At 67.3% G+C, this 23,427-nt stretch carries 23 protein-coding genes and 1 tRNA gene; 8 read left to right on the plus strand and 16 right to left on the minus strand.

Annotated features, from left to right (window positions below):
- Nucleotides 1–40: 40 nt before the first annotated feature.
- The 3 genes from HUW46_RS16005 to HUW46_RS16015 form a co-directional block, all read right to left on the minus strand.
- Nucleotides 41–1,036: an iron-siderophore ABC transporter substrate-binding protein gene (locus HUW46_RS16005; RefSeq protein WP_215548030.1), complete on the minus strand. Its 996-nt coding sequence runs from the start codon at nucleotides 1,034–1,036 to the stop codon at nucleotides 41–43.
- On the minus strand, nucleotides 1,033–2,055 hold the full coding sequence (locus tag HUW46_RS16010) for an iron-siderophore ABC transporter substrate-binding protein (protein ID WP_215548031.1): 1,023 nt from the start codon (nucleotides 2,053–2,055) through the stop codon (nucleotides 1,033–1,035). The genes HUW46_RS16005 and HUW46_RS16010 overlap by 4 nt, the downstream gene beginning before the upstream one ends.
- A 63-nt stretch (nucleotides 2,056–2,118) precedes the next feature.
- Nucleotides 2,119–3,474 (minus strand): lysine N(6)-hydroxylase/L-ornithine N(5)-oxygenase family protein, encoded by a 1,356-nt coding sequence (locus HUW46_RS16015; protein ID WP_215548032.1) that lies wholly within the window; start codon nucleotides 3,472–3,474, stop codon nucleotides 2,119–2,121.
- A 168-nt stretch (nucleotides 3,475–3,642) separates the two neighbouring features.
- On the opposite strand from HUW46_RS16015, the gene HUW46_RS16020 reads away from it, so the two are divergent.
- The gene (locus HUW46_RS16020) at nucleotides 3,643–4,590 is read left to right on the plus strand and encodes a methionyl-tRNA formyltransferase (RefSeq protein ID WP_215548033.1); all 948 of its coding nucleotides are present in this window, start codon (nucleotides 3,643–3,645) and stop codon (nucleotides 4,588–4,590) included.
- A gap of 50 nt (nucleotides 4,591–4,640) precedes the next feature.
- Here the strand turns inward: HUW46_RS16020 and HUW46_RS16025 are convergent, their stop codons facing one another.
- Nucleotides 4,641–4,820 carry a hypothetical protein gene (locus tag HUW46_RS16025; RefSeq protein ID WP_215548034.1) on the minus strand — a complete coding sequence of 60 codons (180 nt, stop codon included), beginning with the start codon at nucleotides 4,818–4,820 and terminating at the stop codon, nucleotides 4,641–4,643.
- A gap of 177 nt (nucleotides 4,821–4,997) precedes the next feature.
- On the opposite strand from HUW46_RS16025, the gene HUW46_RS16030 reads away from it, so the two are divergent.
- Nucleotides 4,998–7,565, plus strand: a complete 2,568-nt coding sequence (locus tag HUW46_RS16030) for a DUF4135 domain-containing protein (protein ID WP_215548035.1) — start codon at nucleotides 4,998–5,000, stop codon at nucleotides 7,563–7,565.
- Between the two features lie 116 nt (nucleotides 7,566–7,681).
- On the opposite strand, the gene HUW46_RS16035 is transcribed toward HUW46_RS16030, so the two are convergent.
- From HUW46_RS16035 to HUW46_RS16050, 4 genes are all read right to left on the minus strand, one after another.
- A complete protein-coding gene (locus HUW46_RS16035; RefSeq protein ID WP_254126211.1) occupies nucleotides 7,682–8,500 on the minus strand; it encodes an alpha/beta fold hydrolase in 819 nt (272 codons plus the stop codon).
- Between the two features lie 15 nt (nucleotides 8,501–8,515).
- On the minus strand, nucleotides 8,516–9,274 hold the full coding sequence (locus tag HUW46_RS16040; RefSeq protein WP_215548036.1) for a hypothetical protein: 759 nt from the start codon (nucleotides 9,272–9,274) through the stop codon (nucleotides 8,516–8,518).
- Nucleotides 9,271–9,984 carry a helix-turn-helix transcriptional regulator gene (locus HUW46_RS16045; RefSeq protein WP_254126213.1) on the minus strand — a complete coding sequence of 238 codons (714 nt, stop codon included), beginning with the start codon at nucleotides 9,982–9,984 and terminating at the stop codon, nucleotides 9,271–9,273. The genes HUW46_RS16040 and HUW46_RS16045 overlap by 4 nt, the downstream gene beginning before the upstream one ends.
- A 69-nt stretch (nucleotides 9,985–10,053) precedes the next feature.
- Nucleotides 10,054–11,613, minus strand: a complete 1,560-nt coding sequence (locus HUW46_RS16050; protein ID WP_215548038.1) for a hypothetical protein — start codon at nucleotides 11,611–11,613, stop codon at nucleotides 10,054–10,056.
- 184 nt (nucleotides 11,614–11,797) lie between these two features.
- Here HUW46_RS16050 and HUW46_RS48340 point away from each other — a divergent pair, with 184 nt between their 5' ends.
- Nucleotides 11,798–12,736 (plus strand): helix-turn-helix transcriptional regulator, encoded by a 939-nt coding sequence (locus tag HUW46_RS48340; protein WP_254126215.1) that lies wholly within the window; start codon nucleotides 11,798–11,800, stop codon nucleotides 12,734–12,736.
- Between the two features lie 243 nt (nucleotides 12,737–12,979).
- Here HUW46_RS48340 and HUW46_RS16060 read toward each other — a convergent pair whose 3' ends face one another.
- The gene (locus HUW46_RS16060) at nucleotides 12,980–13,309 is read right to left on the minus strand and encodes a hypothetical protein (RefSeq protein WP_215548039.1); all 330 of its coding nucleotides are present in this window, start codon (nucleotides 13,307–13,309) and stop codon (nucleotides 12,980–12,982) included.
- 255 nt (nucleotides 13,310–13,564) lie between these two features.
- Here HUW46_RS16060 and HUW46_RS16065 point away from each other — a divergent pair, with 255 nt between their 5' ends.
- Nucleotides 13,565–14,368, plus strand: coding sequence for a hypothetical protein (locus HUW46_RS16065; RefSeq protein WP_215548040.1), 804 nt, complete (start codon nucleotides 13,565–13,567; stop codon nucleotides 14,366–14,368).
- A gap of 280 nt (nucleotides 14,369–14,648) precedes the next feature.
- Here HUW46_RS16065 and HUW46_RS16070 read toward each other — a convergent pair whose 3' ends face one another.
- Together HUW46_RS16070 and HUW46_RS16075 are read right to left on the minus strand one after the other, a co-directional pair.
- Nucleotides 14,649–16,133: a tyrosine-type recombinase/integrase gene (locus HUW46_RS16070; protein ID WP_215548041.1), complete on the minus strand. Its 1,485-nt coding sequence runs from the start codon at nucleotides 16,131–16,133 to the stop codon at nucleotides 14,649–14,651.
- Nucleotides 16,130–16,330 (minus strand): helix-turn-helix transcriptional regulator, encoded by a 201-nt coding sequence (locus HUW46_RS16075; protein WP_254126216.1) that lies wholly within the window; start codon nucleotides 16,328–16,330, stop codon nucleotides 16,130–16,132. Before HUW46_RS16075 ends, HUW46_RS16070 begins: the two co-directional genes overlap by 4 nt.
- A 532-nt stretch (nucleotides 16,331–16,862) precedes the next feature.
- Between HUW46_RS16075 and HUW46_RS16080 the strand changes: the two genes are divergently transcribed.
- Nucleotides 16,863–17,183, plus strand: a complete 321-nt coding sequence (locus HUW46_RS16080) for an XRE family transcriptional regulator (RefSeq protein ID WP_215548042.1) — start codon at nucleotides 16,863–16,865, stop codon at nucleotides 17,181–17,183.
- Here HUW46_RS16080 and HUW46_RS16085 read toward each other — a convergent pair.
- Entirely contained in the window at nucleotides 17,180–17,377 is a 198-nt protein-coding gene (locus HUW46_RS16085; RefSeq protein WP_215548043.1) for a hypothetical protein, read from the minus strand. The two genes, HUW46_RS16080 and HUW46_RS16085, sit on opposite strands and share 4 nt — an antisense overlap.
- 190 nt (nucleotides 17,378–17,567) lie before the next feature.
- Here HUW46_RS16085 and HUW46_RS16090 point away from each other — a divergent pair, with 190 nt between their 5' ends.
- Entirely contained in the window at nucleotides 17,568–18,986 is a 1,419-nt protein-coding gene (locus HUW46_RS16090; RefSeq protein ID WP_254126218.1) for a hypothetical protein, read from the plus strand.
- On the opposite strand, the gene HUW46_RS16095 is transcribed toward HUW46_RS16090, so the two are convergent.
- Nucleotides 18,945–19,838 (minus strand): phosphotransferase enzyme family protein, encoded by an 894-nt coding sequence (locus HUW46_RS16095; RefSeq protein ID WP_215548044.1) that lies wholly within the window; start codon nucleotides 19,836–19,838, stop codon nucleotides 18,945–18,947. The genes HUW46_RS16090 and HUW46_RS16095 overlap by 42 nt on opposite strands.
- Before the next feature lie 632 nt (nucleotides 19,839–20,470).
- Nucleotides 20,471–20,552: transfer RNA gene (locus HUW46_RS16100), tRNA-Tyr, on the minus strand.
- 120 nt (nucleotides 20,553–20,672) lie between these two features.
- Here HUW46_RS16100 and HUW46_RS16105 point away from each other — a divergent pair.
- Complete coding sequence (locus HUW46_RS16105; protein ID WP_215548045.1) at nucleotides 20,673–21,164, plus strand: YajQ family cyclic di-GMP-binding protein; 492 nt, start codon at nucleotides 20,673–20,675, stop codon at nucleotides 21,162–21,164.
- Between the two features lie 15 nt (nucleotides 21,165–21,179).
- On the opposite strand, the gene HUW46_RS16110 is transcribed toward HUW46_RS16105, so the two are convergent.
- Entirely contained in the window at nucleotides 21,180–21,590 is a 411-nt protein-coding gene (locus HUW46_RS16110) for an SDR family NAD(P)-dependent oxidoreductase (RefSeq protein WP_215548046.1), read from the minus strand.
- Between the two features lie 327 nt (nucleotides 21,591–21,917).
- Between HUW46_RS16110 and HUW46_RS16115 the strand changes: the two genes are divergently transcribed.
- Nucleotides 21,918–22,643 (plus strand): FadR/GntR family transcriptional regulator, encoded by a 726-nt coding sequence (locus HUW46_RS16115; RefSeq protein WP_215548047.1) that lies wholly within the window; start codon nucleotides 21,918–21,920, stop codon nucleotides 22,641–22,643.
- A gap of 8 nt (nucleotides 22,644–22,651) precedes the next feature.
- On the opposite strand, the gene HUW46_RS16120 is transcribed toward HUW46_RS16115, so the two are convergent.
- A complete protein-coding gene (locus HUW46_RS16120) occupies nucleotides 22,652–23,380 on the minus strand; it encodes a class I SAM-dependent DNA methyltransferase (RefSeq protein ID WP_215548048.1) in 729 nt (242 codons plus the stop codon).
- Nucleotides 23,381–23,427 lie beyond the last annotated feature (47 nt).

Genomic DNA, 23,427 nt, shown 5'->3' on the forward strand with positions numbered 1-23,427 from the left:
TTGCTGTGTCATCCGGAGCGATTCCTCTCTCCGGTCGTCATCACTCGTATTTCCCGATGGCCGCGATCGGCGGCAGGGCCTGGTCGAGCGCGTAGGGGATGGAAAGCACCGTGTTGAACGAGATCGCCGCACCAACCGGCGGGTCCTCGTAGCTGAGGAACAGGTCCCGCTTGGCCTTGACCACGCCCAGGCGCTGGTACAGCGGGTCCGCGCGGATCCGGGGTTCCGCACCCTCGTCGGATGCCAGCCAGATCAGCCGGTCGACGTCGAGCAGATCGGTCCGCTCGGCCCCGAACTCGATGACGTTCTTGTCACCCGCCAGCGAAGTGATCTTCTCCGGCAGCTTGAAGCCCATCCCGGTGAGGAACAACGACTTCGGGTCGTCCGGCGCGAAAACCGCGTAGCTCCCCGGTTTGAAGGTGTCCGCGATCGCCACCGTCTGCGTGGCGAACTCGGGGTGCGCCGCCCTGACCTCGGCGTACCGGCGGTCCATCGTCGCGATCAGCTCCGCCATCTTCGGCTCCTGGCCGAGCGACTTGCCGATCGCGCGCGCCATGTCCTGCCACGGCGCGCCGTAGTCCTTGAACCCGGCGGGCTGCGCGACCACCGGTGCGAGCTGGGACAGCTTGCCGTATTGCTCCTTCGTCATCCCGCTGTACTGCGCGATGATGAGATCGGGGCGCAGCGCGGCGATCTTCTCGAGGTTGAAGTCGTCGCGCTCGCCGACGATCTCGGGTTGGAAGCCCGCCCACTTGTCCTTGACCCACGGCCATTTCCCGTAAGGACGTTCGTTGAACCAGTCCACGACGCCGACCGGTTTGACACCGAGTGCGAGCGCGGCGTCCTGGTCGCTCAGCCCGAGGGTGACCACTCTGGACGGCGCGGTGCGGATCTCGGTGGTGCCGTACTTGTGCGCGACCGAAACCGGGAAGACACCGGCGACGGGAGCGCCGCCGGTGTCCTTCGTGGACGGTCCGCACGCGGTCACCGTCACGACCAGCAGGGCCGCGACGGCGACCGCCCGCGCGAGAGTCATTTCTTGGTAGCGGCGGCCAGCAGCGGAACGCTCTGGTCGATCGCGTACGGGATGCTCAGCACCGTGGCGAAGGTGACCGCGGCGCCGATCGGCGGCTCGCTGTAGGGCAGGAAGACCGCGCGGCCCTCCTGGGCGACCTTCAGCTTCTGGTACAGCGGTTCGGCCTTGATCTGCGCGGGCGCGGCGGTGTCGGAGGTCAGCCAGATCAGCTTGTCCACATCGAGCAGATCGAGCCGCTCGGTGCCGAACTCGGTCGGGTTGCCGTCCTTGGTCAGGTCCGCGATCTGCTGCGGCACCTTGAAGCCCAGCTCGGTCATCAGCACGGTGCGCGGGTCGTTCGCGGCGAACGCGGCGTACTTGCCAGCCCCGGTGGTGTCCGCGACGGCGACCGTCTTGCCCGCGAACTCGGGGTGCTCCTGCCGCGCCTTCGCGAGTTTCGCGTCGACACCGGAAATCAGGTCCTTCGCCTTGGGCTCCTGGCCGAGCGCCTTGCCGATGGTGTCCGTCATGTCGCGCCACGGCGTGGCGAAGTCCGCGAACTTGCCGGACTGCGCGACGGTCGGCGCGATCTGCGTCAGCTTTTCGTACTGGTCCTTCGGCAGCGCGGCGTACTGCGCGATGATCACGTCGGGGCGCAGCGACGCGATCTTCTCGAAGTTGAAGTCACCGCGCTCACCGACGATCTCCGGCTGGGTGCCGCCCCACAGCGGCGCCGTCCACGGGAACGCGCCGTAGGGTCGTTCCTTGAACCAGTCGACCGCACCGACCGGCTTGACGCCCAGTGCCAGCACGGCTTCCTGGTCGGTCAGCCCGAGCGTGACGACCCGCTCCGGCTTCTTCTTGATCTCGGTGCTGCCGTACTTGTGCTCGATCGTCACCGGGAACGCGCCGGAGGGCTGGCCGCCCGCCGGTGCCTGCGGTGCCGAATCGGTGGAGCTGCCGCAAGCCGCGAGCGCCGCGGCCAGCGCGACCGCGAGCAGGCTCGCGAGACCGCGCTTGACGGTGGTGGTGGAGTGCATGCTTCTCGCCCTTCGAGCGATTCTACTTCGGATGTCCCTTGTGAACTGTCCAGTTCGGACGTGCTATTCGGACCGGGTGCCGCTGGATGCGTAGGCGGGCGCGGTCGACACCGCCGGTTCCCCGCGGCCGATGATCGAGTCGAGGATCTCCCCGACCCGCACCGCGGTGTTGGACAGCAGCGACGAGGTGATGCCGTGCGAATGCTCGGTGCCGCCCTGCAGGTAGATCCCGCCCAGTACGGCCGGATCGGTCTCCAGGCGGTAGTCCCGCGTCACACGCAGCCTGCCGTCGTCGTCGCGGCGGCAGTGCGCGGCGAGCTCGCCCAGCAGCGGGGACGGGTCGGCGGGCAGGTAGCCGGTGGAGTACACGGCGATGTCGGCGTCGAACACGGTGTGCTCGCCGGTAGCGAGGTCTTCGATGGTGGCGCGCACGCCGCTCTCGGTCTCGATCAGCTCGACCGGCCGCGACATGTTGAAGATGCGCAACCGCCGCTCCCCCAGCACCTTTTCGCGGTAGACACGGCGGTACAGCTCGTCTATCAGGTCGAGGTCGACGGCCGAGTAGTTCGTGTTGCCGTGGTAGTCCATCAGCCTGCGCTTCACCGCCTCAGGCGACGTGTAGTAGGCGTCGACGGCCTCGGGATCGAAGATCCGGTTCGCGAACGAGCTGTCGTCGGACGGGCTGTAGCCGTAGCGCGCGAACACCGAGCACACCTCGGCGCGCGGGAACTCGTCGTGCAGGAACGCCGCCACCTCGGCCGCGCTCTGCCCGGCGCCGACCACCACGAACCGCGACGGGTCCTGCTCGCGCAGCCCGGCGATCCGGTGCAGGAGTTCGTTGTTGTGCCAGATCTTGTCGCTCGTGCGGACGCCGTCCGGCAGGTTCGGGCGCAGCCCCGTGCTCACCACGAGGTTGCGCGCGCGGAACGTCTCGCCGTTGGCCGCGCGCACGTCGAAGTAGGCGACCGTGCCGTCCGCACCGCGCACCAGGTGCACGGCGGTGACATCGTGCCCGTAGGACACCAGGTCGTCGACCTTCGCCGCGCACCACTCGAAGTAGTCGTGGAACTCGACGCGCAGCGGGAACAGGTTCTTGTGGTTGATGAAGTCGACGAGCCTGCCCCGATCGTGCAGGTAGGCGAGGAAGGTGAACCCGCTCGACGGGTTCCGCATGGTGGCGAGGTCCTTGAGGAACGAGACCTGCATGGTCGCGTCCTCGATGAGCATCCCCCGGTGCCAGCCGAACCGCGGCTGCCGCTCCAGGAAGTGCGCGGTGACCGGGTCGCCGTTGCCCGCGTTGTGCTCGGTCAGCGCGATCGCCAGCGCCAGGTTCGACGGCCCGAAGCCGACCCCTATGACGTCGTACACCGGGACTTCCACGCCCGGTCCGGAATCCTCGTGTGGCGTTCCTGCTGGCATACCAGTCCCATCGGTCGACGTATGGCAGCGGAAAGCCTAACCTAACTAAGGTGAGCCTCAGCTAGTACTTTCGAGGGTGATATACGTCCTGTGGGTGACTGGTTGCTAATTAAGGGCAGCCTTGCTTAACTACCTCGGCTCGTGCCGCCACGTCAAGGGAGGAGACCCATGCGGGTCGCGATGTTCGGGTACCAGACCTGGGGACACCGGACGCTCAAGGCCCTGCTGGACTCCGAGCACGAGGTCGTCATGGTGGTGACGCACCCGAAGAGCGAGCACGTGTACGAGAAGATCTGGTCCGACTCGGTCGCCGATCTCGCCACCGAGCACGGTGTTCCGGTGCTGCTGCGCAACCGGCCCGACGACGAGGAACTGCGGTCCGCGCTCAAGGCGGCCGAGCCGGACATCATCGTCGCCAACAACTGGCGCACCTGGCTGCCGCCGGAGATCTACGGCCTGCCGCCGCTGGGCACGCTCAACGTGCACGACTCGCTCCTGCCCGCCTACGCCGGGTTCTCCCCGCTGATCTGGGCCGTCATCAACGGCGAGCCCGAGGTCGGCGTGACCGCCCACATGATGGACGACGGGCTCGACGCGGGCGACATCGTGCTGCAGCGCGCGATCGAAGTCGGGCCCGCCGACACCACCACCGATCTCTTCCACCGGACGGTGGACCTGATCGGCCCGATCGTCACCGACGCGCTCGCGCTCATCGCCGCCGGCCGCCGCGACTGGACCCCGCAGGACCGGAGCAAGGCCAGCTTCTTCCACAAGCGCGCGATCGAAGACAGCCGGATCGATTGGACGTGGCCTGCCGAGGACATCGAGCGGCTCGTGCGCGCGCAGTCCGATCCGTACCCGAACGCGTTCACGTTCCACAAAGGACAACGGATCCGGATCGTGCGCGCGTCCGTTTCGGACGCCTGCTACGGCGGCACGCCGGGCCGGATCTTCATCAAGGAGGGCGACGGGATCGTCATCGTCGCCGGGAGCGAAGCGCGCCGCGGCCGCAGCCGAGGGCTGCGGATCGAGCGCGTGCGCACCGAGGACGGCGCGGAACTGGCCGCCACGGAGTACTTCCGGACCATGGGCGGATATCTGACCGCCTGCCCGTGACCCGCGGGTCGGGGTGCGCGGGTCACGGGCGGGCGCTTACCGCCGGATGGTCAGTCGCAGCAGGGGTAGCAGATCTGGCCGTGCCAGATGGTGGCGTAGCTGGACATGATGGTCATCTCGGGCGTGCTCATCGCTCGCTTCTCCGGTACCGGGCCGAACGGGTTTTCCCGGTCGTCGACGCTTTCCCTCGACCATTCCCGGACGCGGTCGCCCGCCAAGCTGAGACTCATTTTTTCGCACCTTTCATCACACCGCCCGGAACGCGCCGAAACGGCTCGGTGTAGCGAAAACCCCAGGTCACCCAGAGCGCTGTGCAGCGCCGACGGGGCCCAATGTTGCTCTTCCGCGGCTAGGGTGTCAAGGTGGTGAATCGCGAACTAACAGTGCGTAATGCGGCGGCTGGGGAGTTGTTTCTGCTGCCGCTCAAAGAAACCGCGGTCGGCGCGGCACGAGCAGGCCTGCCAGGAGAAGCGCACGGGCTGTTCGATCTCGTCACCGCGCGGCAGCCCGGCGACCTCACCGCTTCGGCGGAGGCCGCGCTCTCGGCTTTGCTCACCGCGCTGGAAAGTCCTTCTGGGACAACGGAATTCGCGGACGCGTTGGCTCAGGACGAAAAGGACTGGCAGACCGCGCTCGACACCTTCGGACCGCTCCGCGACCTCGCCACCACGCGCCTGCGGAACTGGGCCGAAGCGAGCGCGGAACTGGTCACCCGGCTGCTCACCGACCGTGACGCGCTCACCGGCTGGCTCGGCCTGGACCGCCCGCTCGATCCCGTCGCGGTCACGACCGCGCTCGGCGACACGCACCGCGGCGCGAGATCCGTTGCCGCGGTCACCGACCGGAGCGGCGTCCGGTTCGCCTACCGGCCACGACCGGTCGACATCGGCGCGGCGTTCGCCCGGTTCTGCGCCGCCATCGGCGAAACGGACGTGCACACGCCCGATCTGTTGCCGGGCAACGGGTACGGCTGGGCACGCTGGGTCGAGCACCGGCCCTGCGGCGACCGGCCCGCCTACGCCACCCGGCTCGGGCGCGCGCTCGCGGTCCTGTGGGCACTGGGTGGTACAGATCTGCACCAGGAGAACGTCGTCGGCGACGGAGCGCGACCGGTGCTCGTCGACCTGGAAACCCCGCTGGGCATCGATCCGGTCCTCATCGCGGGCGAACCGGGCGCGTGGGCGGTGCACGACAGCGTCCTCAGCACCAGCATGCTGCCCGGCGCGCGCCCGTTCGACGGCGCGCCGAACGTCGGCGCGCTCGCCGAGTTCCTGTCCTCGGCGCCGGATCGTGAACGGGACGCGCTCGGCGAGGACGTGCTCGCGGGATTCCTTGCCGCGGCGAGGAACGTGACCGCGCACCGGGACCGGCTGCTCGGCCCGGATTCCCCGCTCGCGGTGTTCACCGGGCTCCCGCTGCGCGTGCTCGTGCGCCCGACCTACCGGTATGCCGAACTGCTGACCAAGGCCGACCACCCGGCGCTGCTGTGCGATCGCGACGCGCGGCTCGACCACTTCGGACAGCTCGCCCTCGACGGCGACCGCCCGCGGCCCGAACTGGTCGCGGCCGAGGTCGCGGACCTGCTGGCGGGGGATGTTCCGCTCACCGAGGTCGAAGCGTCCGATGTGGAGGTTCGGTGCGCGGGCGCCCCGGTGTGCGTCCTCGACCGGTCGCCTTTGGACAGAGCGCGCGAGAAGATCCGGAACCTGACCGAAGAAGTCGTTTCCGCTGAGGCCGAGCTGGTGCGAGCATGCCTGCTCACCGACCGGTTCAACCGCGACGGACCGTGCATTTCAGCGTCCACTTCGGACTCCGGCGAAGCGGATCTCCTCGACGGCGCGCTGGCCGCCGGGCTCGCGTTGCGTCGCTCCGCCCGTTCCGGCCCGGCCGGGGTGAGCTGGCTCGACATCTCTTCGGTCGGCGGACGGGACTGGCACGTCGGCCCGAGCGACGATTCGCTGTACCGCGGGCTGCCCGGTATCGCGCTCGCCTGCGCCGAACTCGCCCACCGCACCGGTGATACCCGGATCGCGAGCCTGCGCGACGACGTCGTGGAGAGCTGGCTGCGGACACCCGTCCCGACCTCGCTCGGGGCGTTCGCGGGTGCGGCGGGCCACCTGGCCGCGGCCAGGTTGGTGGCACGCCGCGCACCGGATCCGGGGCTGGCGGAACGGGCCGGGCGGGCGCTTTCCGTGCTGTCCGGTGCCTCGGACGACTCGCTGGCACCGGATGTGCACTTCGGTGTCGCCGGTGCGGTCCTCGTGCTCCGTGCGGTCGGTTCGGATTCGGCGGCCTGGCAGGCGTGCGGGACCCGGCTGCTGACCGCCGTCGCGAACGAGCCGCCCCGGCTGACCGGGTTCGCGCACGGCACGTCCGGCATGGTGCTGGCGCTCAAGATCCTTGCCGACCAAGGGTTTCCGGCCGCTTTCGGGTACGCCGAGCAGCTTTCGGCGTGGCAGGAGGGGCAGTTCGTCCCCGGCGAAGGATGGCGCGATCTCCGCTTCGCTGCCGACGGGCCGGTGCGGACGACTTGGTGCAACGGCACCGCGGGCATCGGCACGGCGCTGGCGCTGGAAACGCATCTCGGGCTCGGCGGCGACCGGGAACGGCTGCGCACGGCGGTGACGACGAGCGCGGCCGAGGGAACCGGATCGGTGCTCAACCCGTGCGACGGCGATCTCGGCGTGGCCGCGCTCCTGCTCGACGCCGGTGTCCTGACGGGCGAGGACGAATGGGCGCTCCGCGGGCGCCGCCTCGCCCGCGGTGTCGCCGCGCGGGTGCTCGCCGACCGTGTGCCGAACCCGCTCGACCGGCGCAGCGGCCTGATGACCGGCTACGCGGGCGTGGTGCTGGGCCTGCTGCACGCCGCCGATCCCGCAGACGTCCCGTCGGCCACCTCGGTCGCGTTGAACCTGCTGCCCTCCGGGAGGGCCGCCCGGATCGATCCACGGGCGGCCTCGAAGCTCCGCCGGTAGCGTGGCGGTCACCCCGAACCCGATCGTGCGCGCGCACGGCGGGCCTCCCCCATCCCCTGAGTGGCTTTGGTGTGCCCGACCAGGATCGCGCGGAGACCTGCCGTGCCGCAACGCATTTATCGCTGTGCTACCAGCCAGCGGTGCAGCGCGGTCGCCAGCTCCACCGGAGCGTCGTACTGGATCAGGTGCCCGGCGCCCTCGATGAGGTCGACGCTCGCGCCGGGGATCGCGTCCGCAAGGCGGGTCGCCCGGTCCGCCGGGATCCAGGTGTCGTCGGTGCCCCAGATGACCTTCACCGGAATGTCCACTGTGGAGTAGCGGTCTTCGACCTCCGCGGTGAACCGCTCGTCGGCCTGGGCGATCTGGCGGTAGAAGGCACCTTGGCCTTCCTCGGTGAGCCACGGCCCGGTGAGACCGTCCAATTGCGACTTGGTCAGGCCCTGGTGGCTCGCGCCGGAGATGTAGGCCTCCAGCGCGCCGCGGTGCACGGGCAGCGGCTGCGCGGCGAACACGTCGGCGTTTTCGGCCACCAGGCGGAAGAACTCCGATCCCCACGGCCGCAACGCGACCACGTCGACGAGCGCCAGCGACGCGTACTTCGCGCCGTGCAGAAGGTGAGCGCGCAAGGACACCGCGCCGCCGTAGTCGTGCGCGATCACGTGCGGCTCGGCGAGCTCCCACTCGCGCAGGAGCGCCGCGAACACCTCGCCCTGGGTGCCGAGGTCGACCGCGTGCGCCGGGTCCTTTGAGGACTGTCCGTAACCCGGCATGTCCCATACGTGCACGGTGTACTCGCGGCTGAGCGCCTTCGCGAACGGCGACCACAGCAGCGATGACCACGGTGTGCCGTGGCAGAACACCACCGGCGGCCCGGCACCGAACCGGTCCCACGCGATTGTCCTGCCCTGCCAAGAGAATGTCTGCGAAAGTTCCACGGGGTCAGTGTGGCATCAGGGCGACGGCAACCGGTCGCAGAGCGCTGCGGGAAACTCCGGGAGCCGTGTCTTGATCTCGTCGCACCCGGCTCCCTTGGCGCCTGCCACGCTTTGCCAGCCCTTGCCGTTCCAGCGGTAGACGACACGGTTCACCGGGCCTTCCGACGAACAGCCTGGGGCACCCTCGGCGGGCGGGCATTCGCCGACGTGGCGGGTGATGTCCAGCACGAGCCAGGCGCCGTCGCACCCACGCACCACACGCGCGCCGCTGAGGTGCTTCACCGGCACGTCCGAGTCGAAGGTCGCCTGGTCGATCCACGCTTCCGCGCAGTGGTCGGCGGGTGGCGTGCAGCCAAGGCGCGCGTCGCAGCGGCCGTAGGCGGCACCGAGCCGGTGCCACATCGCCTCCGAATTGAAGACAAGGGGGCGGTCGCCGAGCGGGCCCGGCGTGGTGAGCGTCGTCTCGGCCCGCTCGTTCGCCGGGCAGGCACCGACCACGTTCGATCCGCGCGAAGAGAAGACCACGTTCGCGTACACGGTGTTGTTCTCTTCGGTGAGCATCTCGAGGTGCAGGTCCTTCGCGCAGTCCTCGCCGCCCGCGGGAAGGTCGACCTCGATCACCGCGGTGTTCGGCGCCGGTCCGGGGCGAACGCCGGTCACCTGTGCGGCACCCGTCGTCCAGGTGACCGTCGCGGGCACTTTCGCAGGCTCCGCCGGGCGGCCGCACGCACCGAGCGACACCACGAGCAGCGCCACCGCGAGCCATCTCTTCACTTGTTCAGCGTAGGAGAAAATTCGAGCTGGCGGACCGCGTCGCGCGCGATACCGAGATCCTCGCGGCGCAGCGAACGCGGCTCGGGCACTTCGGCGGTCACCGCGATCGAGGCGATCCGGTCCGTGCGGAACCCGCGCACCGCATCGCGCGTGCGGCACCAGGCGAGGAGGTACCAGTGGGTTTCGGTGCCGAGGTAGCCGAGCGGCTCGACATCGCGTCGCGTGACCGCGCCCTCGCGATCGGCGTACCCGATGCGCAGGACACGGCGGCGGGACACCGCGTCGGCCACCAGCCGCGGCACCGGCGGCGCGGCGCCTTCGCCGTCGAGCAAATGGATGCGACCGGCGAGGTCCCGAGCCGCGGCGGCGTCGTCGCCGTGCATCGCCGCGACCAGCTTGCGCAGCGCCGAACCCGCCGTCGCCCGGAACGGCGTGCCGTCGAGGCGGCCCAGCGCCACCGCCATCGCGACGGCCTCACCCGGCGTCAGGTTCACCGGCGGCAGCGTGCGCGCCTTGTCCAGGCAGTAACCGCCGGTGCGGCCCGCCTCGGCGTAGATCGGCACTCCCGACTGCTGCAACGCGCTGATGTCCCGCTCCACCGTGCGGACGCTGACCTCGAAACGACCGGCGAGCCAGCGCGCGCTGCGCGGGCGCGGCGCGATCGCGCGCAGCTCCTCGACCAGCGCGTAGAGACGATCGGTGCGGTTCACGCGCGCCAACCTAGCGGCGGGGTACGACGAAAAACGCCCCGGCGATCCGGTCGCCGGGGCGTTTTTCCGCTAGCAGCAGGAAAGGGATCCCGGCTCGCATTCGCGGCCTTCGAGCATCGGGCAGGCCGTGCCGTAGTCCGGATCCGGGACCAGCGGGAGGCGGTTGCGGACCTGGCCCGCCGGTCGCGCGACGGCGTCGCCCGGCGTGGTCCGCAGCGTCACGTTGGTGCCGGTGCTCTGCGCCTGGTACGCGTCGTGCGTCAGCGAAAGCACCTCCACGCCGCGGGAAAGGTCGGCGAGGAACACCCTGCCCTTGTGCCAATACGGCGCGAACGAGGTCGACCCTTCCGGCCGCCAGTACGCGACCTGGATCGGCTTCGCCGGGTTGCTGATGTCCAGGAAGCGGGTGCCCTGCTCGTACCAGGAGTACGCCACGATCCGCTTCTGCACGTCGAAGTAGTGCGCCGAGCAGAAGGTGTCCTTGCCGGGCAAGGTGCCTTCCTGGTCGTCCGGCGTCCACACGCCGACCGTGCGCAGCTCGAACCGCTTGTCCGGGGTGGCGCGCCAGGACTGCGCCTGCTCCGAACCGGTCAGCGACGAGATCACGAACCGGCCCTGGTCCTTGCAGGTCGGCGAGCCGAACGCCTCCTCGGTGTGCAGCAGCAGGCTGCCTGCCGGGTTTTCCCGTGTCGGCCGCGGCCCGTCGGACAGGGTACGGCCGACGGGGCGGAACGAGTTGTGCGAGAACGCGGTGGGCATGGTCGCCTTCGACACCCCGCCACCCGCGTACGGCACGGGATCGATCGCGGTCGCCTCGCGGAAGCGGTTCTTCAGCGGATCCCAGTGCCAGCCCCGGGTGTAGTACCCGCGGGTGCCGCCGGTGCCCGCCACCCAGGCGATCCCGGCCGCGTCCACCTGCACGTCGTGGGTCATGTGGGTCTCGCCCTGGTCCCGGTTGAGGTCCACGTAGGTCGGCAACGTCCTGGGGTTGCGTGGATCCCGGATGTCGGTGACGAACACCTTGCCCGAGCGGCGGTAGGTGTCCGGGTCGGTGGACGGCGTGCCGTCGTAGCCGGTGGTCCACAGGTAGCGGCAGTCGTTGACACACGTGGTGATGTGCCCGGTGCCCATCGGGGCGAAGCTCTGCAGTTGCAGGTTCGCCGGGTCGGCCGCCGACACGATGTACACCCCGGTCGGGCGTTCCGCGCCGCCTTGCCGCCCGAATGCGGTGCGCTCGCGCGCGAGGAACACCAGCTTGCGCTCCGGGTCGACGCTGACGTCCTCGTTCTCCCAGAACCGCTGCGCGACGTCGTCTCCGGGCAGCGCCAGTTCCTGCTTGGTCAGGTGGTCGAGCAGCACCGGTTCGTCCGGATTGGACACATCGTAGGTGCGCAGGCCGAACTTCCCGCTCACGAACATCACGTCGCGGTGGTGGTAGTCCATGAAGTTGATCGAGATCGCGCCCTCGGTCTCGGGCAGCGCCTTGCGCAGCTCGACGTTCTTCGACGCGCCGGGAAGCGGCGCCTTGCCCTGCGCCGCCGGCTTCGCCGGAGGTTCCACCGCGTTCGCGGCCACCGGAAGCACCGTGCCGATCAGCACCGCGCCCAGCACCGCAGCCCACATCTTCATGCCAGCCCTCCTCGTCCCCAGCTCATCGGTCAAGCCTGGCAGCGCGGGGCAAACCGGACCACATACCTAAGTCGGATTCCACTTGGTGGTACCTCGCCGGTGGGGCCGTTCGGCCCTGTGCGCGACGGCATCCGCGTGGTTCGCTGGAGATGGCCGGATCGCCGGCCCGGTCGCGGGAGGCGCCGTGCCGGAAGTCATCGAAACCACGGATCTGGCGCACGCGACCGCTGTGCTCAGCGAGCTGTATTCGTCGATGCGGTTGAGCGCGCACGGCGACCGCCGCGGACTTCGCATCGTCCAGGACCGGCTCGGCCCGGTCATGGTGAACCGGATGACCTTCGGCATGAGCGTCGACATCAGCGTCGAGCCGCTGGGCACCGTCTGCGTCTGCGGCGTGCGCGCGGGCCGGGCTTCCTGCCGCAGCGGGCAGGACGAGCGTCGCTACCGGCAGGACGACGTCTTCCTCGCCGCCCAGCCCGACCGGCCGCTGTGGGTGAGCCTGCACGACCTCGACATCGACTACACGGTCATCGCTCCGAACCTGCTCGGCGAGGTCGCGCAAACCGGTCCGAGGGAACGGGAACCGGTGCGGCTGCTCGGCCACGAGCCGATCTCACCGGCGGCGGCCGCGCAGTGGCGGCGCGCCTTCGCCTTCGTCCGGAACGAAATCCAGCTGATGGACAACCCGCTGGTCCGCTCCCACACGGCCCGGCTGCTCGCCACCGTCACGCTGGCGACGTTCCCGAGCACCGCGCTGGCCGACCCGACGATCGAAGACCGCCACGACGCCAACCCGGCGACGCTGCGCCGCGCGGTCGCGTTCATCGAAGCCAACCCCGACCGGGACATCAGCATGCTCGACATCGCGAACGCCGCCTCCGTCACCGTCCGCACGGTGCAACTGGCCTTCCGCCGCCACCTCAACACGACACCCACCGCGTACCTGCGCCGCGTCCGGCTGGCCTGCGCCCACGAAAACCTGCTGGCCGCCGATTCCCGCGACGACACGGTGACCGCGATCGCCACCCGCTGGGGCTTCCCGCACCTCGGCCGGTTCGCCGCCGCCTACCGCACCGCGTACGGATGTTCCCCGCGCCACACGCTGGTTTCGTCTTCCGGATGAAACCCACGCTGACCGGGGACGACGCCGGTTCGCCCAGCGTGCTGTGCGGCGGGCTCCCGGCGGGAAGACTCGATGTGCGGAGGTGGGCCGGTCCAAGCCCCCGCCCGGTCCGCCTCCGCACGGAGCGGGTCCCTCCCCCTCGCGGGACCCTGTTTCGCGGGCGACCGCGGAACAAACGAACACCCCGCTGGCCTGACGGGCGCAGGTCAGCGGGGCGTTCCTTTGTGGACGGTTCCGGGTGGCTCAGAATCGCCTGGCCGCCTGCGCCCCGCCGTCGTACTCGGCGGCAAGGACTTCCCTGAGCCGCACCCGGCCGGACTGGTCAGGGGTGCCCATCTCGACCTCGATCCCGTCGCCTCCCCGATCGCTGAGCCACAACGTGAAGAACGGGTCGATGTCCAGCAGACACAGCAGGCCCTCTCGATCCTCTTCGGACATCTCCGTGACGATCGTGGCCGTGGTCTCCCAGCCGGGCTCGTCCTCGGGGACCACCATGTCGACCTCACAGGCGAAGAACGACACGCTCCCGTTGGCCTGCCACTCGATCGTTCCCCGCACCGGCTCACCGCTCATCACGCCAGTATGCCCCCGGCCGGGAGAACAACGCCCCGCTGATCCGTTGCGTGGGCACGAACTGGGCAGCGAGCGCCGAGAAAACGGCCTTCAGCAGCTTCCGATGTGCCGTATGCGGTCCCCGGGCCGTGGCGCGCGCGGTCGCTTCGCGGGGACCAGTCCCGCGCGCGAAACCTATGCTCCGAAGACATGGCATGGTTTCGACGGCGCGCAGCGGCGCCCGCCCCGGCGGCCCCTCATTCGGCGAGCACCAGGGTGGTGGTCACCTCCCCGGACGGGCCCACCACGACGTGGCCCAGCCGCACCCTCGCCGGTCAGACCTTCGCCGCGATCACCGCGACACGCACAACGAAGGAGCCGACCTGGCCTCGCCCCGGACTGACCATCGGGAACCGGCAACTGCCCGGGATCCTCGTGCCCAGCAAGACCGACCTGTTCGTGGCCAAGGCGAGGAGCAAGCCTCCGAATGACGGCGAACCCTCGATCTTCGTGGTGCAGCACGACTTCCTGGCCGGCGAGGAGCGCGACACTCCTTCCTATCTGGGCGTCGGCGCCCGCGCCACGATGTTCGTGAACCTCAGTTCCAGGCTTTGCCCAAGCCTGAAAACGCTCGCTGTCGCGCTCGAACAGGACGGCGCGCGGCTCTACGTGCACGCGCACCGCGCCGATCGCTACGGTTTCCTGCGCTTCGACCTCTCCCTCTCCGGCCTCGGCGGTGATCTCGACACCGCGATCTCACCAGTTGACGGAAATATCCAAGAATTCCTCGCCGTCGCCTACCAGACCGGAGTCATCGAGCTGCACCTGTCCCGGGAATCGAGTAACACCTCGCTGTCTTGCGCCTGCTCGGCCGACGCCATCGAGCCGGTTGTCGATCGTGCGCTCGCCGAGCTGGCCGACGCCGAACACCCGGCCACGCCCACCGAGCACGACTCCTTCGTTGCCAAACTCCGACCGGCGCTGATCGCGGTGAACGACAGTCTCGACCCCTCGGCCGCGATCCCCCTAACCCTGACGAGCAGCGCGCCGCCGTTTCTCGCGCTCGAGGTCGTCATCTGACTCGCGCCCGGCTGCGGCGGTTCAGCCCCGCCTGTGCCGGGAAGACCCGACTCCGGAGGGCTGGACGTCGTCTGGCTCGACGGCGGGGTGAAACCGCCGCGCGTGGCGAAGTGGGAACGCAAAACGCCCCGCTGATCCTGTTGTCGCAGGTCAGCGGGGCGTTTCGGCTGATGTGGCGAGTGAGGGATTCGAACCCCCGAAGGCAGTGCCGTCTGATTTACAGGCAGGCTCCGCCGCGCGCCGCGCACCCCCGCTGAGCTGGCATTTCGCGCGTTCACCACTACGCGGCCACTCCCGCCTCCCCCGTATTGCCCCCATTTTGCCGCTGGCCCCCCGTTTTCGGGGCCGTGCCGAAGTAGGCGGCGAGCTGCTGGCGGGCCTGAGTCTCGCCGCCGTCGATGCACTTCGCGTACACCCGGAGCAGCACCGCCACGCTGTGCCCGGCCCACTCAGCGACGCGCACGGGGTCACCGGTCGCGTTGAGCATCGCCGACACGGCCGCGGCCCGGAGATCGTAGGGCCGCTTCGCCAGCAGCGGGTGCACGACATCGAGGTCGAACGCGTAGGCGCGAGCACGAGCCCACACGCGCCCGTAGACGCTGCTGGACAGCCGCGCGTCGGATCGCACCGCGCGGACCAGGCGCCCGTCCGCGGCGGTCCCGAACTCGTCCAGGTGCTCCCAGATGTACCGGCTCAGTTCCGCGTTGCAGGGCACCGTGCGCCCATCGTCGTCTTCCCGGTGCTTGAGCCCGCGTTCCTCGCGGCCTTCGCCGTTGTCGGTCCATTCGGCGCCGATGTCGGGAGACGCCGTGTCCAGGTGAATTTCGCCCCAGCCATACTCAAGCTCGCCGGTTTCCTCGTTCCGTACCGGCGCCGGAATGTCGATGTTGGCCCGCTTGAGGTTGACAGCCTCTTCCGGTCGCAGTCCCGCGAAGTACAGCAGGGCGAAGAACACGACCAGCCGCGGGGAGATGCGCGCGACTGCGTTGAGCAGACACCGCGCTTGAATCGCGTTGACCACCGAGCGGCGGTCCACCTGACCGGATACCGCCTTGCTTCGCTTCGCCTTCACCTTGTCCAGCGGGTTGTGGTCAAGCACCTTCTTTTCGACGCCGAAGTCCAGCAGCCCGCGAAGGGTGATCCGGCGAAGACGGATCGTGTCCCGCGCCGCCTTCTTCCCGTCGCGCTTCTTCCCAATCCTCGTCAGCAGCGTGCGCAGTACGTCAAGGTCCGCCACCTCACCGGCTGGCCGCGAGTGATCTTCCGCCCATTTCAGCGCGTCCGCGAGGTGCTCTGGAAATAGCTGGTCTCGCTGGTTGAGGTTGAACGCCCGCCGGAGCGCCACAGAGATGTGGCGAGCGTCGGGACGTCGCCCGCCTTCCGTGAAAGTCGCCATCACAATGACGATGAGCGAATCGGCGATACTTGACCGGTGCTTGGCCGCGCTGTTGTCCCACTTCATTTCGGCGTACGCACGAGCGAGTTGATACCAGGTCATGGCCGTGGGGCTGTCTTGCTTTGGAGCCAACGACGGCGGCAGACCGGTCTGCCGATCAAACGCCTCCCCGCGCTTCGCCGCTGAATTGAGGTCCGAGCGAAACGAATCCGCTTGCCCCTTGAGGGCGAAGCCCTCCTCATGCCGTTTCCCACCCACGCGCCACCGCACGATGTACCGATATGGCACCCGCTCGCCCGCCTTGTTCGTCTTGTAGCGGGCTTGCAGCTCGTTAACGCGGACCTTGTAACTCGTCTTTCCGTTCATCATTTCCCGATCTCCTTGAGGCTGTCCATCCAGCGGTCGAAATCGACAGCCCGTATTCGCAGTTCGCCGTTGGGAAGTTTCAGGCACGGCGGAGCCGTGTCCTTTTGGCGCCATTCGTAGAAAGTTCGTCGCGCGACGTTCAGCGCGGTACAGATGTCATCGACAGTCAGCATCGACAAGGTGACTCGTGGCGTGGTCATTGTTCTGGAGCTCCCCGAGGTCGCAATTCACGGTGTGGGCCTGGTCGAACACGGCTTGCTCCTTCGGGTCGGGTGACTCGGTTGGTGGGGTGTCACTGCTGATGTCACTGGTGTTTGTGCTGGTCAGTGCGGGTTGGGTGACGGGGTGACAGGTGTGACAGGCGTGGGGTGTCCTGGGGTGTCACACCCCGGTGTCACTCCTGTTCGCGCTGGTCAGGGTCTTGGGGTGACAGCGGTGACAGGTGTGGCAGGGGTGGGGTGTCCCCGCCAGACCGGCACGTCCACAGGCGCCTGAACTGCAAGAACGTCCTCGTACTCGTACTCCGTGCCGTCAAACGACATCTCAGCCTGACGGCGGGTGCTGAATGCGGTCCTCATCTGGTGTTCCTCTCTGTCGTAGCGACACACTCAAACTAGCGCCAATTGGCGCTAATGCAAGCGCTACTTTCGCTAGTTGAACCTCGGGAAGCTGTGCTTTGCGGCCGATTGGCGCTAGTATTTGCGCTGGTCTAAGGGCTAAGGAAGGGGCTAGATGAGTCGGAACTGGGATCAGGTCGCGAGTGCCATAACCACCCGTTTGGCAGAGCTGGAGATGACCCAGCAGGAGCTGGCCAACCGCTCGAAGGTGAGCACCGCGACCTTGCGCGAGTTGTCGCACAACCGGAACCCGCGGCGGCGTTCGGACCGGCTCCTGCGCGCAATCTCGGTTGCTCTCCAGTGGCCCAGCGACCATCTGGCGCAGGTCGCCGACGGCGAACTATCGGCTAGCAGTCCGGACCGGCTGACCGCGCTGGAAACCGAGGTAGCCCGGCTGTCTGAACGAGTGCGGATGCTTGAAAGCAAGACGGACTAGCCCAGCCCACGAAAGAAGCGGACGATGCCGCCAATCGCATCGCTGACCATGCCGCCCAACCCCTTGGCGAACCCCGCAGCATCGCCCGGGTACTTCACGACTAGCACGAGCAGCGCGATCACGACCGCCGCGCCGATCAGCTTCGCCAGCAAGCCGCCCCCCGTTTTGAGTCCAGGGATCGTGTTCTTGGCCATCTCGGTCTCCACTCCGTGTTGGTTCGGCTTTCGTTGCGATGACTCAAGTTCAGCGGAACCAGACGTCGGGCAGCAGTGCACACAACGGGGCACACGGACTCTCAAGGGGGGCACACGAGTCTGAGCGTGTGCCCCCCTTGACAACCCGGATCCGTGTTTAACTTGACCTTGCAGGGGAGGAGGGGAACGCGTGAGCCAGAGGAACAAGGGGCCGAATCACCTGCTTGACGCTCGTATGCGGGAGGCGGGCGTCAGCAACAAAGGTCTGGCCAAGCGAGTGCAGGACCTCAGTCGCCAGGACGGGGGTCAGGCGGTCTCGCCAAGTCACACGAGCATCGCCAAGTACCTGAGTGGCCAGATCGGCCAGCCCTCGCCGCGGGCCTGTCAGGTCATCGCCAAGGTGCTCGGCAACCTGCTCGGACGCCCGCTGACAAGCGCGGATATCGGGTACCCAGAAGCCCCGGCGGCCGAAGGCACCGATTCGACGCTGGAATACCCCACGACCATCGGGGACAGCATCACCGCGCTTGCCCACCTCACCGACCACGAACTCAAGAGAGATACCACCGCGGCCAAGCTGCTCGTAGTCCCTGAAGCCTGGTCATCCCTACTGGTGAAGGCTATGTACGGGCAGGATGCTGACGACGCAGCCGTCGTCGAACCCGTGCACGTGTCCGCCTCCAGCGTCCAGGAAGTTCGGGATGCAACCGAGATGTTCTCGACCTTCGATCACCGATATGGCGGTGGACAGTCGAAGCCCTTGGTCGCCCAGTTCCTCCAGACAGCAGTGTTGCCAGTGATTCCGAGGGTTTCACCCGACACTCAGGTGGGAAGGGACTACTTTCAAGCGGTCGCTTCGTTGACACTCCGGGCCGGTTGGACGGCGTACGACATCGGCGACCACGCCGTTGCTCAACGATTCCTTTACCAGGCTTACAGACTGGCACGAGCCGGACGAGATCGCGCCTTTGCCGGACACGTCTTGGCGTGCATGAGCCATCAGGCAAACTTTCTTGGCCACTACGAACATGCTGTTCATCTCGCACGTGCCGCTATCCACAACGCATCCGGATATGCAACACCAACGTCCATGGCAATGTTTCATGCTTACGTGGCACGAGGACTAGCGTCAATGGGCAACGAACGCGAAACAACCGACGCCTTGTCAACAGCCGAAGACTTCCTAAATAGACGGCAGCCCGAAAACGACCCAGATTGGAATTGGTTCTTCGACTCAGCCGAACTGCATGCCGAGTTTGCGCATTGCTTTCGAGATCTTGGAAATTCTGCCAAAGCAAGCGAACATGCGTCTGCCTCTATCGCCGAATCTAAAGAGACGTTCGTTCGAAGCCTTTCCTTCTGCAACTCAGTGCTAGCCACGTCCCACCTTCTCGCCAATGACCTCGATCATGCCGTTGAGGTGGCAATGGGAGTGGTCGACAGTGCAGTTAACCTGAAATCCTACCGAGTAGTCTCCTATCTCGCCGACTTCAAGCGGAATCTCGGTGAAATGCCTGACTCTGCTGCACGAAAGCGATTCGACGACTACTACGCAGATAAGCTGACATCAGAACACTCCCCAATCGCGGGGCGTATCATCGTTCCGTAGATCGCTCAGACGCTTGGCAATCTCGCGGTCCACCTTTTGCGACTGGCCCGCCTGTTGCGCAATCCAGGTAGTCATGGTCAGCTCTCGAATCCGGCGAATTACTTTATACCCAGACCAGGAAAGCGCGTCGAAGCCAGACGCACGAACGTAGTCTTCATAGTCGCGCTTCGTGATCCACCTCAACGCATCGTAGCCGATCGCCTCAATGCAGAAGTCCCACTCACGTGGACCAATTGAGAAATCTTCGAAATCGATAAGCTTGACTTCACCTGAGCTACGATCGCGCATCAAGTTGTCACGGTGCGCGTCACCGTGAATGACACCTTCACCTAGAATAAATTCGAGATGCGAATAGTCACACTCCAGTTCTTCCTTTCGCAAGAGAAGGAAGTCGCGATCAGATTCGCTTATCGAGCGAATTGACGCTATCCGCCGATCCAGCTTTGCCAATGGGTGAAACTGCGGCAATTCGAGATCAAATGGGGGCGGCAGCTTGTGCAAGGCACACAAAACCCGACCAAGCTCGGCAGCAGTCGGCGATGGCTCCGCAGAATCGATGAACTCCCAGAACGTTACCGGCATTCCCGCAGGGCCAACATGGGTTCGCCCATCACCAGCAAGTCGCACCGATGGGAAATCGTAGCTTGCGAGCCAAGAAGCAATGGCGGTTTCTTTTTCGCTCGACGCAACCGAACGGCCCACGCGCGCCATCACAGGGCGGTCGGCGAGTCGAAACAGGGCGTTCGATCCCATCCGCACAAGCTCGGCCCTATCCGAACTCAGTCCCAAGTCCTCGCAGACCGCCCGAAGTTCTTCGCGGGCGAAGTCAGGAGTGAAGTCGTCTCCGGGCATCCGTCCGCGCTCTCCTTCCGAGTGGTCTTCGCTCGAAGTCAGGTTACGTACCTCGGGGGCAGCATGCCGCACAGCGAGGCGAACACCGGTGAGTCCAACCCCAGCTTGCTTCGGCCACTCAGTTGCCATTTGGACCCCCTTCAACGTCTTGTGCGACCAAAACACACCAGAACTCGTGTTGTGCGCGGCACAGGCGATCTGAGCGCCTCACCTCGAACCCGGCGGACCTGTGACACCTGCGGGGATGTCCTGGGTGTCACACCTGTCACTCTGTCACTTAATGCCGCTTGACCTGCGAAAACAGGTGTGACACGGCAGTGACACCTTGAGTGACACTCTTCTTCCCACTCTTCTTCTATGTCACCCCTGTCACCGAGCGGCTTCAAAGAGGCTGAACCACAAGGGAGGCCAACTAGTGGTTCAGCCTCTTTTTCGGGCGGCGCGGCTGCGCGAGCGATGTTGGCCCCGGAGGTGCACGGCGAGGTCGTTCGGGTAGCACCGGGCGGCCGAGGCTCTCCCCCGTATTGCCCCCAAACGCTCACATGGGGCCGCCTGCGGCCGCACACGGCCGCATAGACGACGAACGCCCCGCTGGCCTGTTGTCGCAGGTCAGCGGGGCGTTTCGGCTGGTGTGGCGAGTGAGGGATTCGAACCCCCGAAGGCAGTGCCGTCTGATTTACAGTCAGATCCCTTTGGCCGCTCGGGCAACTCGCCGTAGCCGGTGTCGCCACCAGCCATCGAAGAGAGTACCCAACGCCGTCGGGCGGTCGGCAACCGGGATACGGCTAGGCTGGCGGGTAACCCTGAGAACCCGAGTACGAGGTGTGAGAACACGTGGCTGATCCCTCTTTCGACGTGGTGAGCAAGGTCGACCGGCAGGAGGTGGACAACGCGCTGAACCAGGCGGGCAAGGAGCTGTCCACGCGCTTCGACTTCCGCGGCACCGGCACCAAGATCGACTGGTCGGGCGAGGAGTCGCTCGTGATCGAGTCGGAGACCGAGGAGCGCGCGCTCGCGGCGGTCGAGGTGTTCAAGGAGAAGCTGATCAAGCGCGGTATCTCGCTGAAGGCGTTCGAGGCCGACGAGCCCGCCATCTCCGGCAAGATCTACAAGCTCAACGGCAAGATCCTGCAGGGCATCGCCTCGGACAAGGCCAAGGAGATCGCGAAGTTCATCCGCGACGAGGGCCCCAAGGGCGTGCAGGCGCAGATCCAGGGCGACCAGCTCCGGGTGTCCGGCAAGAAGAAGGACCACCTGCAGGACGTGATCTCCTCGCTCAAGGGCAAGGACTTCGGCATCGCGCTGCAGTTCACGAATTACCGGTAGGCGGCCGGAAACCGGTCAGATCGCGGTCAGCCCTCCGTCGACGGTGAAGAACGCGCCGTCGAGGTTGACGGCCATGGTGCGGCGCCAGGCGGCGTAGTCGAGTTCGTGCGCCGGGCGGTCCTGGTGGTACAGCTCGATTCCGGCGTTGACGACCAGGGTGGTCAGCCCGCCGAGTTCGGCGGAAGCGCGGTCGAGGCCGCTGGCGATGGACTGCTCGTCGGCGACGATCGCGACGGCGGTGCCGCCCGCCGCGGTGATCGCGCGCGCGGTGCCTGCCGCCGCGGCTTCGTCGACGTCCAGGATCGCGACGGCCGCGCCGTCTGCGGCGAACCGGCGCGCGGTCGCCCGTCCTATTCCCGACCCGGCCCCGGTGATCGCGGCGCGTTTGCCGTGCAGCGGGCCGAAACACGAATCAGCGATGCGCATCGGCCGTCTGCCCATCGGCCGCGGGGCCGATATGGGTGACCGCCTGGATCAGCACCGCGGTCAACGACAACGCGTCCGGCCTCAGCCGGGCGTCATCTCCCATACCGGCCCCCGCCGACTCGTCACAGGCGCAGTGCAGCACCGCTGTGCTGCGCCTCCTCCCCACACGCCCACTGATCAGATCAGTAGACGAGTCCCGAGGTGGGACGCTAACGTTCGCGTTCTGCCGAGTCAAGAACTTTGGTTCCACACCGTGCGAATGCGCTCACGCGCAGTCGTCGCACGACCGGTCGAGATTCCCGTGCGCGCGGGGTTGGGAGGGCTTCGGTGCCGGACCTGATCAGCGATCCCCTGTCGCGGCCCCCGTCGATGCCGGAACGGATCGCCGCCGACATCTCGGAGCGGATCACCGCGAACGGCCTCGAGGTACTGGACAAACTGCCGAGCATCACCGCGCTGGCCGACCAGTACGGGGTGTCGAAACCCATGATGCGCGAAGCGGCAAGGCTCCTGCAGGCAGGCGGGAAGATCGTTTTCCACCACGGCAAACCGTGCGTGGTCGGCAGCCCCGGCGCCGAACAGCTCGACGACCTGTTCGGCTTCGTGCTCGGCCAGAAGCGCACCGACCTGATGGAGTTGCAGGCGCTGCGCGAAGTGCTCGAAATCGCCGCGGCGAGGGCGGCCGCGAGCGTGGCCACCGCCGCCGAGCACGCGGACCTCCGCGAGCACCTCGACCGCTACCTGGCCGTGCCCGTCCCCGGCGACGCGCTGCACGCCGCCGACATCGCGCTGCACGCCGCGGTGATGCGGGCGGGCGGGAACCGGTTGTTCGCGATGCTGCTCGACGGCATCACCGGCCTGCTGCAGGTTTCCCGTCGCGAGGCGTGGGCGCAGTACGAGAGCGAAGGCGGCACACTCGCCCTCGCCCACGAACGCCACCAGCGCATCGTGGACACCATTTGCGACGGCGACCCGGAGGCCGCCGCGCAAGCGATGCTCGACGATCTCACCGACACCCGGGACGCACTCACGGTGCTGATCCGGCCGAGCTGATCTCGCCGTTACGCGCGGACGCCGACGAAGTACGGGTGGCCGGTGTGCCCGCCCTCGGGTGCTTCGATCTCGAACTTCAAGCCCGCCAGGCGAAAGGCCTCTTCGTACTGTTCCTGGGTGTAGAGCCGGAGCCGGTGCGTTTCGTCGAAATGGCGTACCCCACCTCGTTCATCGGCGACGAGGTAATGCATGTCCACCACCGAGAAGTCGCCCTCCAGCCTCGAATGCGACACCCGCGCGATCGTGTAGCCGTCGATCTCGACCAGGTTCTTGGAGACGAAGCCGGGCAGGAACGTCTCGGGGAACCACCACGGTTCGACCAGCAGCACACCGCCGGGGGCGAGCGCGCGCGCCATGCACCGCAGCGCCGAGTTCAGCTGCTCGACCGTGCTCAAATAGCCGACGACGGTGAACAACGAGGTCACCACGTCGAACGTGCGATCCACGGTGAAGTCCGCGATGTCACCGCGGTGCAGCGGCACGGCGGGCAACCGGGCCGCGGCCAGTGCCAGCATGTCCTCGGACAGATCGATTCCCTCGACATGGCCGAAATCGGCAGCGAAGTGCGCGAGGTGGACTCCCGTTCCACAGCCGACATCGAGAAGGGACTGGGCGCTCGGGTTCCGGGAGCGGACGATGTCGATGACCGTGTCGCACTCCGCCTGGTAGTCCTTTCCGCGCGCCCGGTACAGCAGATCGTAAACTCCGGCAACATCGTGCTGGAAAACCTCAGACATAGGCGTCGGCATCCTGTTCGCTCGGGGATCAGGTGTCTACCCGGAGA

This window comes from Amycolatopsis sp. CA-230715 (genome assembly GCF_018736145.1).
Classification (GTDB): Bacteria; Actinomycetota; Actinomycetes; order Mycobacteriales; family Pseudonocardiaceae; genus Amycolatopsis.

Bases quoted from the DNA above. Each gene is read 5' to 3' on its own strand.
- HUW46_RS16005 (WP_215548030.1), bottom strand. From the start codon at position 1,036: ATGACTCTCGCGCGGGCGGTCGCCGTCGCGGCCCTGCTGGTCGTGACG.
- HUW46_RS16010 (WP_215548031.1), bottom strand. From the start codon at position 2,055: ATGCACTCCACCACCACCGTCAAGCGCGGTCTCGCGAGCCTGCTCGCG.
- HUW46_RS16015 (WP_215548032.1), bottom strand. From the start codon at position 3,474: ATGCCAGCAGGAACGCCACACGAGGATTCCGGACCGGGCGTGGAAGTC.
- HUW46_RS16020 (WP_215548033.1), top strand. From the start codon at position 3,643: ATGCGGGTCGCGATGTTCGGGTACCAGACCTGGGGACACCGGACGCTC.
- HUW46_RS16025 (WP_215548034.1), bottom strand. From the start codon at position 4,820: ATGAGTCTCAGCTTGGCGGGCGACCGCGTCCGGGAATGGTCGAGGGAA.
- HUW46_RS16050 (WP_215548038.1), bottom strand. From the start codon at position 11,613: ATGAAGATGTGGGCTGCGGTGCTGGGCGCGGTGCTGATCGGCACGGTG.
- HUW46_RS16060 (WP_215548039.1), bottom strand. From the start codon at position 13,309: ATGAGCGGTGAGCCGGTGCGGGGAACGATCGAGTGGCAGGCCAACGGG.
- HUW46_RS16070 (WP_215548041.1), bottom strand. From the start codon at position 16,133: ATGATGAACGGAAAGACGAGTTACAAGGTCCGCGTTAACGAGCTGCAA.
- HUW46_RS16075 (WP_254126216.1), bottom strand. From the start codon at position 16,330: ATGACCACGCCACGAGTCACCTTGTCGATGCTGACTGTCGATGACATC.
- HUW46_RS16080 (WP_215548042.1), top strand. From the start codon at position 16,863: ATGAGTCGGAACTGGGATCAGGTCGCGAGTGCCATAACCACCCGTTTG.
- HUW46_RS16085 (WP_215548043.1), bottom strand. From the start codon at position 17,377: ATGGCCAAGAACACGATCCCTGGACTCAAAACGGGGGGCGGCTTGCTG.
- HUW46_RS16095 (WP_215548044.1), bottom strand. From the start codon at position 19,838: ATGCCCGGAGACGACTTCACTCCTGACTTCGCCCGCGAAGAACTTCGG.
- HUW46_RS16110 (WP_215548046.1), bottom strand. From the start codon at position 21,590: ATGCGCATCGCTGATTCGTGTTTCGGCCCGCTGCACGGCAAACGCGCC.
- HUW46_RS16120 (WP_215548048.1), bottom strand. From the start codon at position 23,380: ATGTCTGAGGTTTTCCAGCACGATGTTGCCGGAGTTTACGATCTGCTG.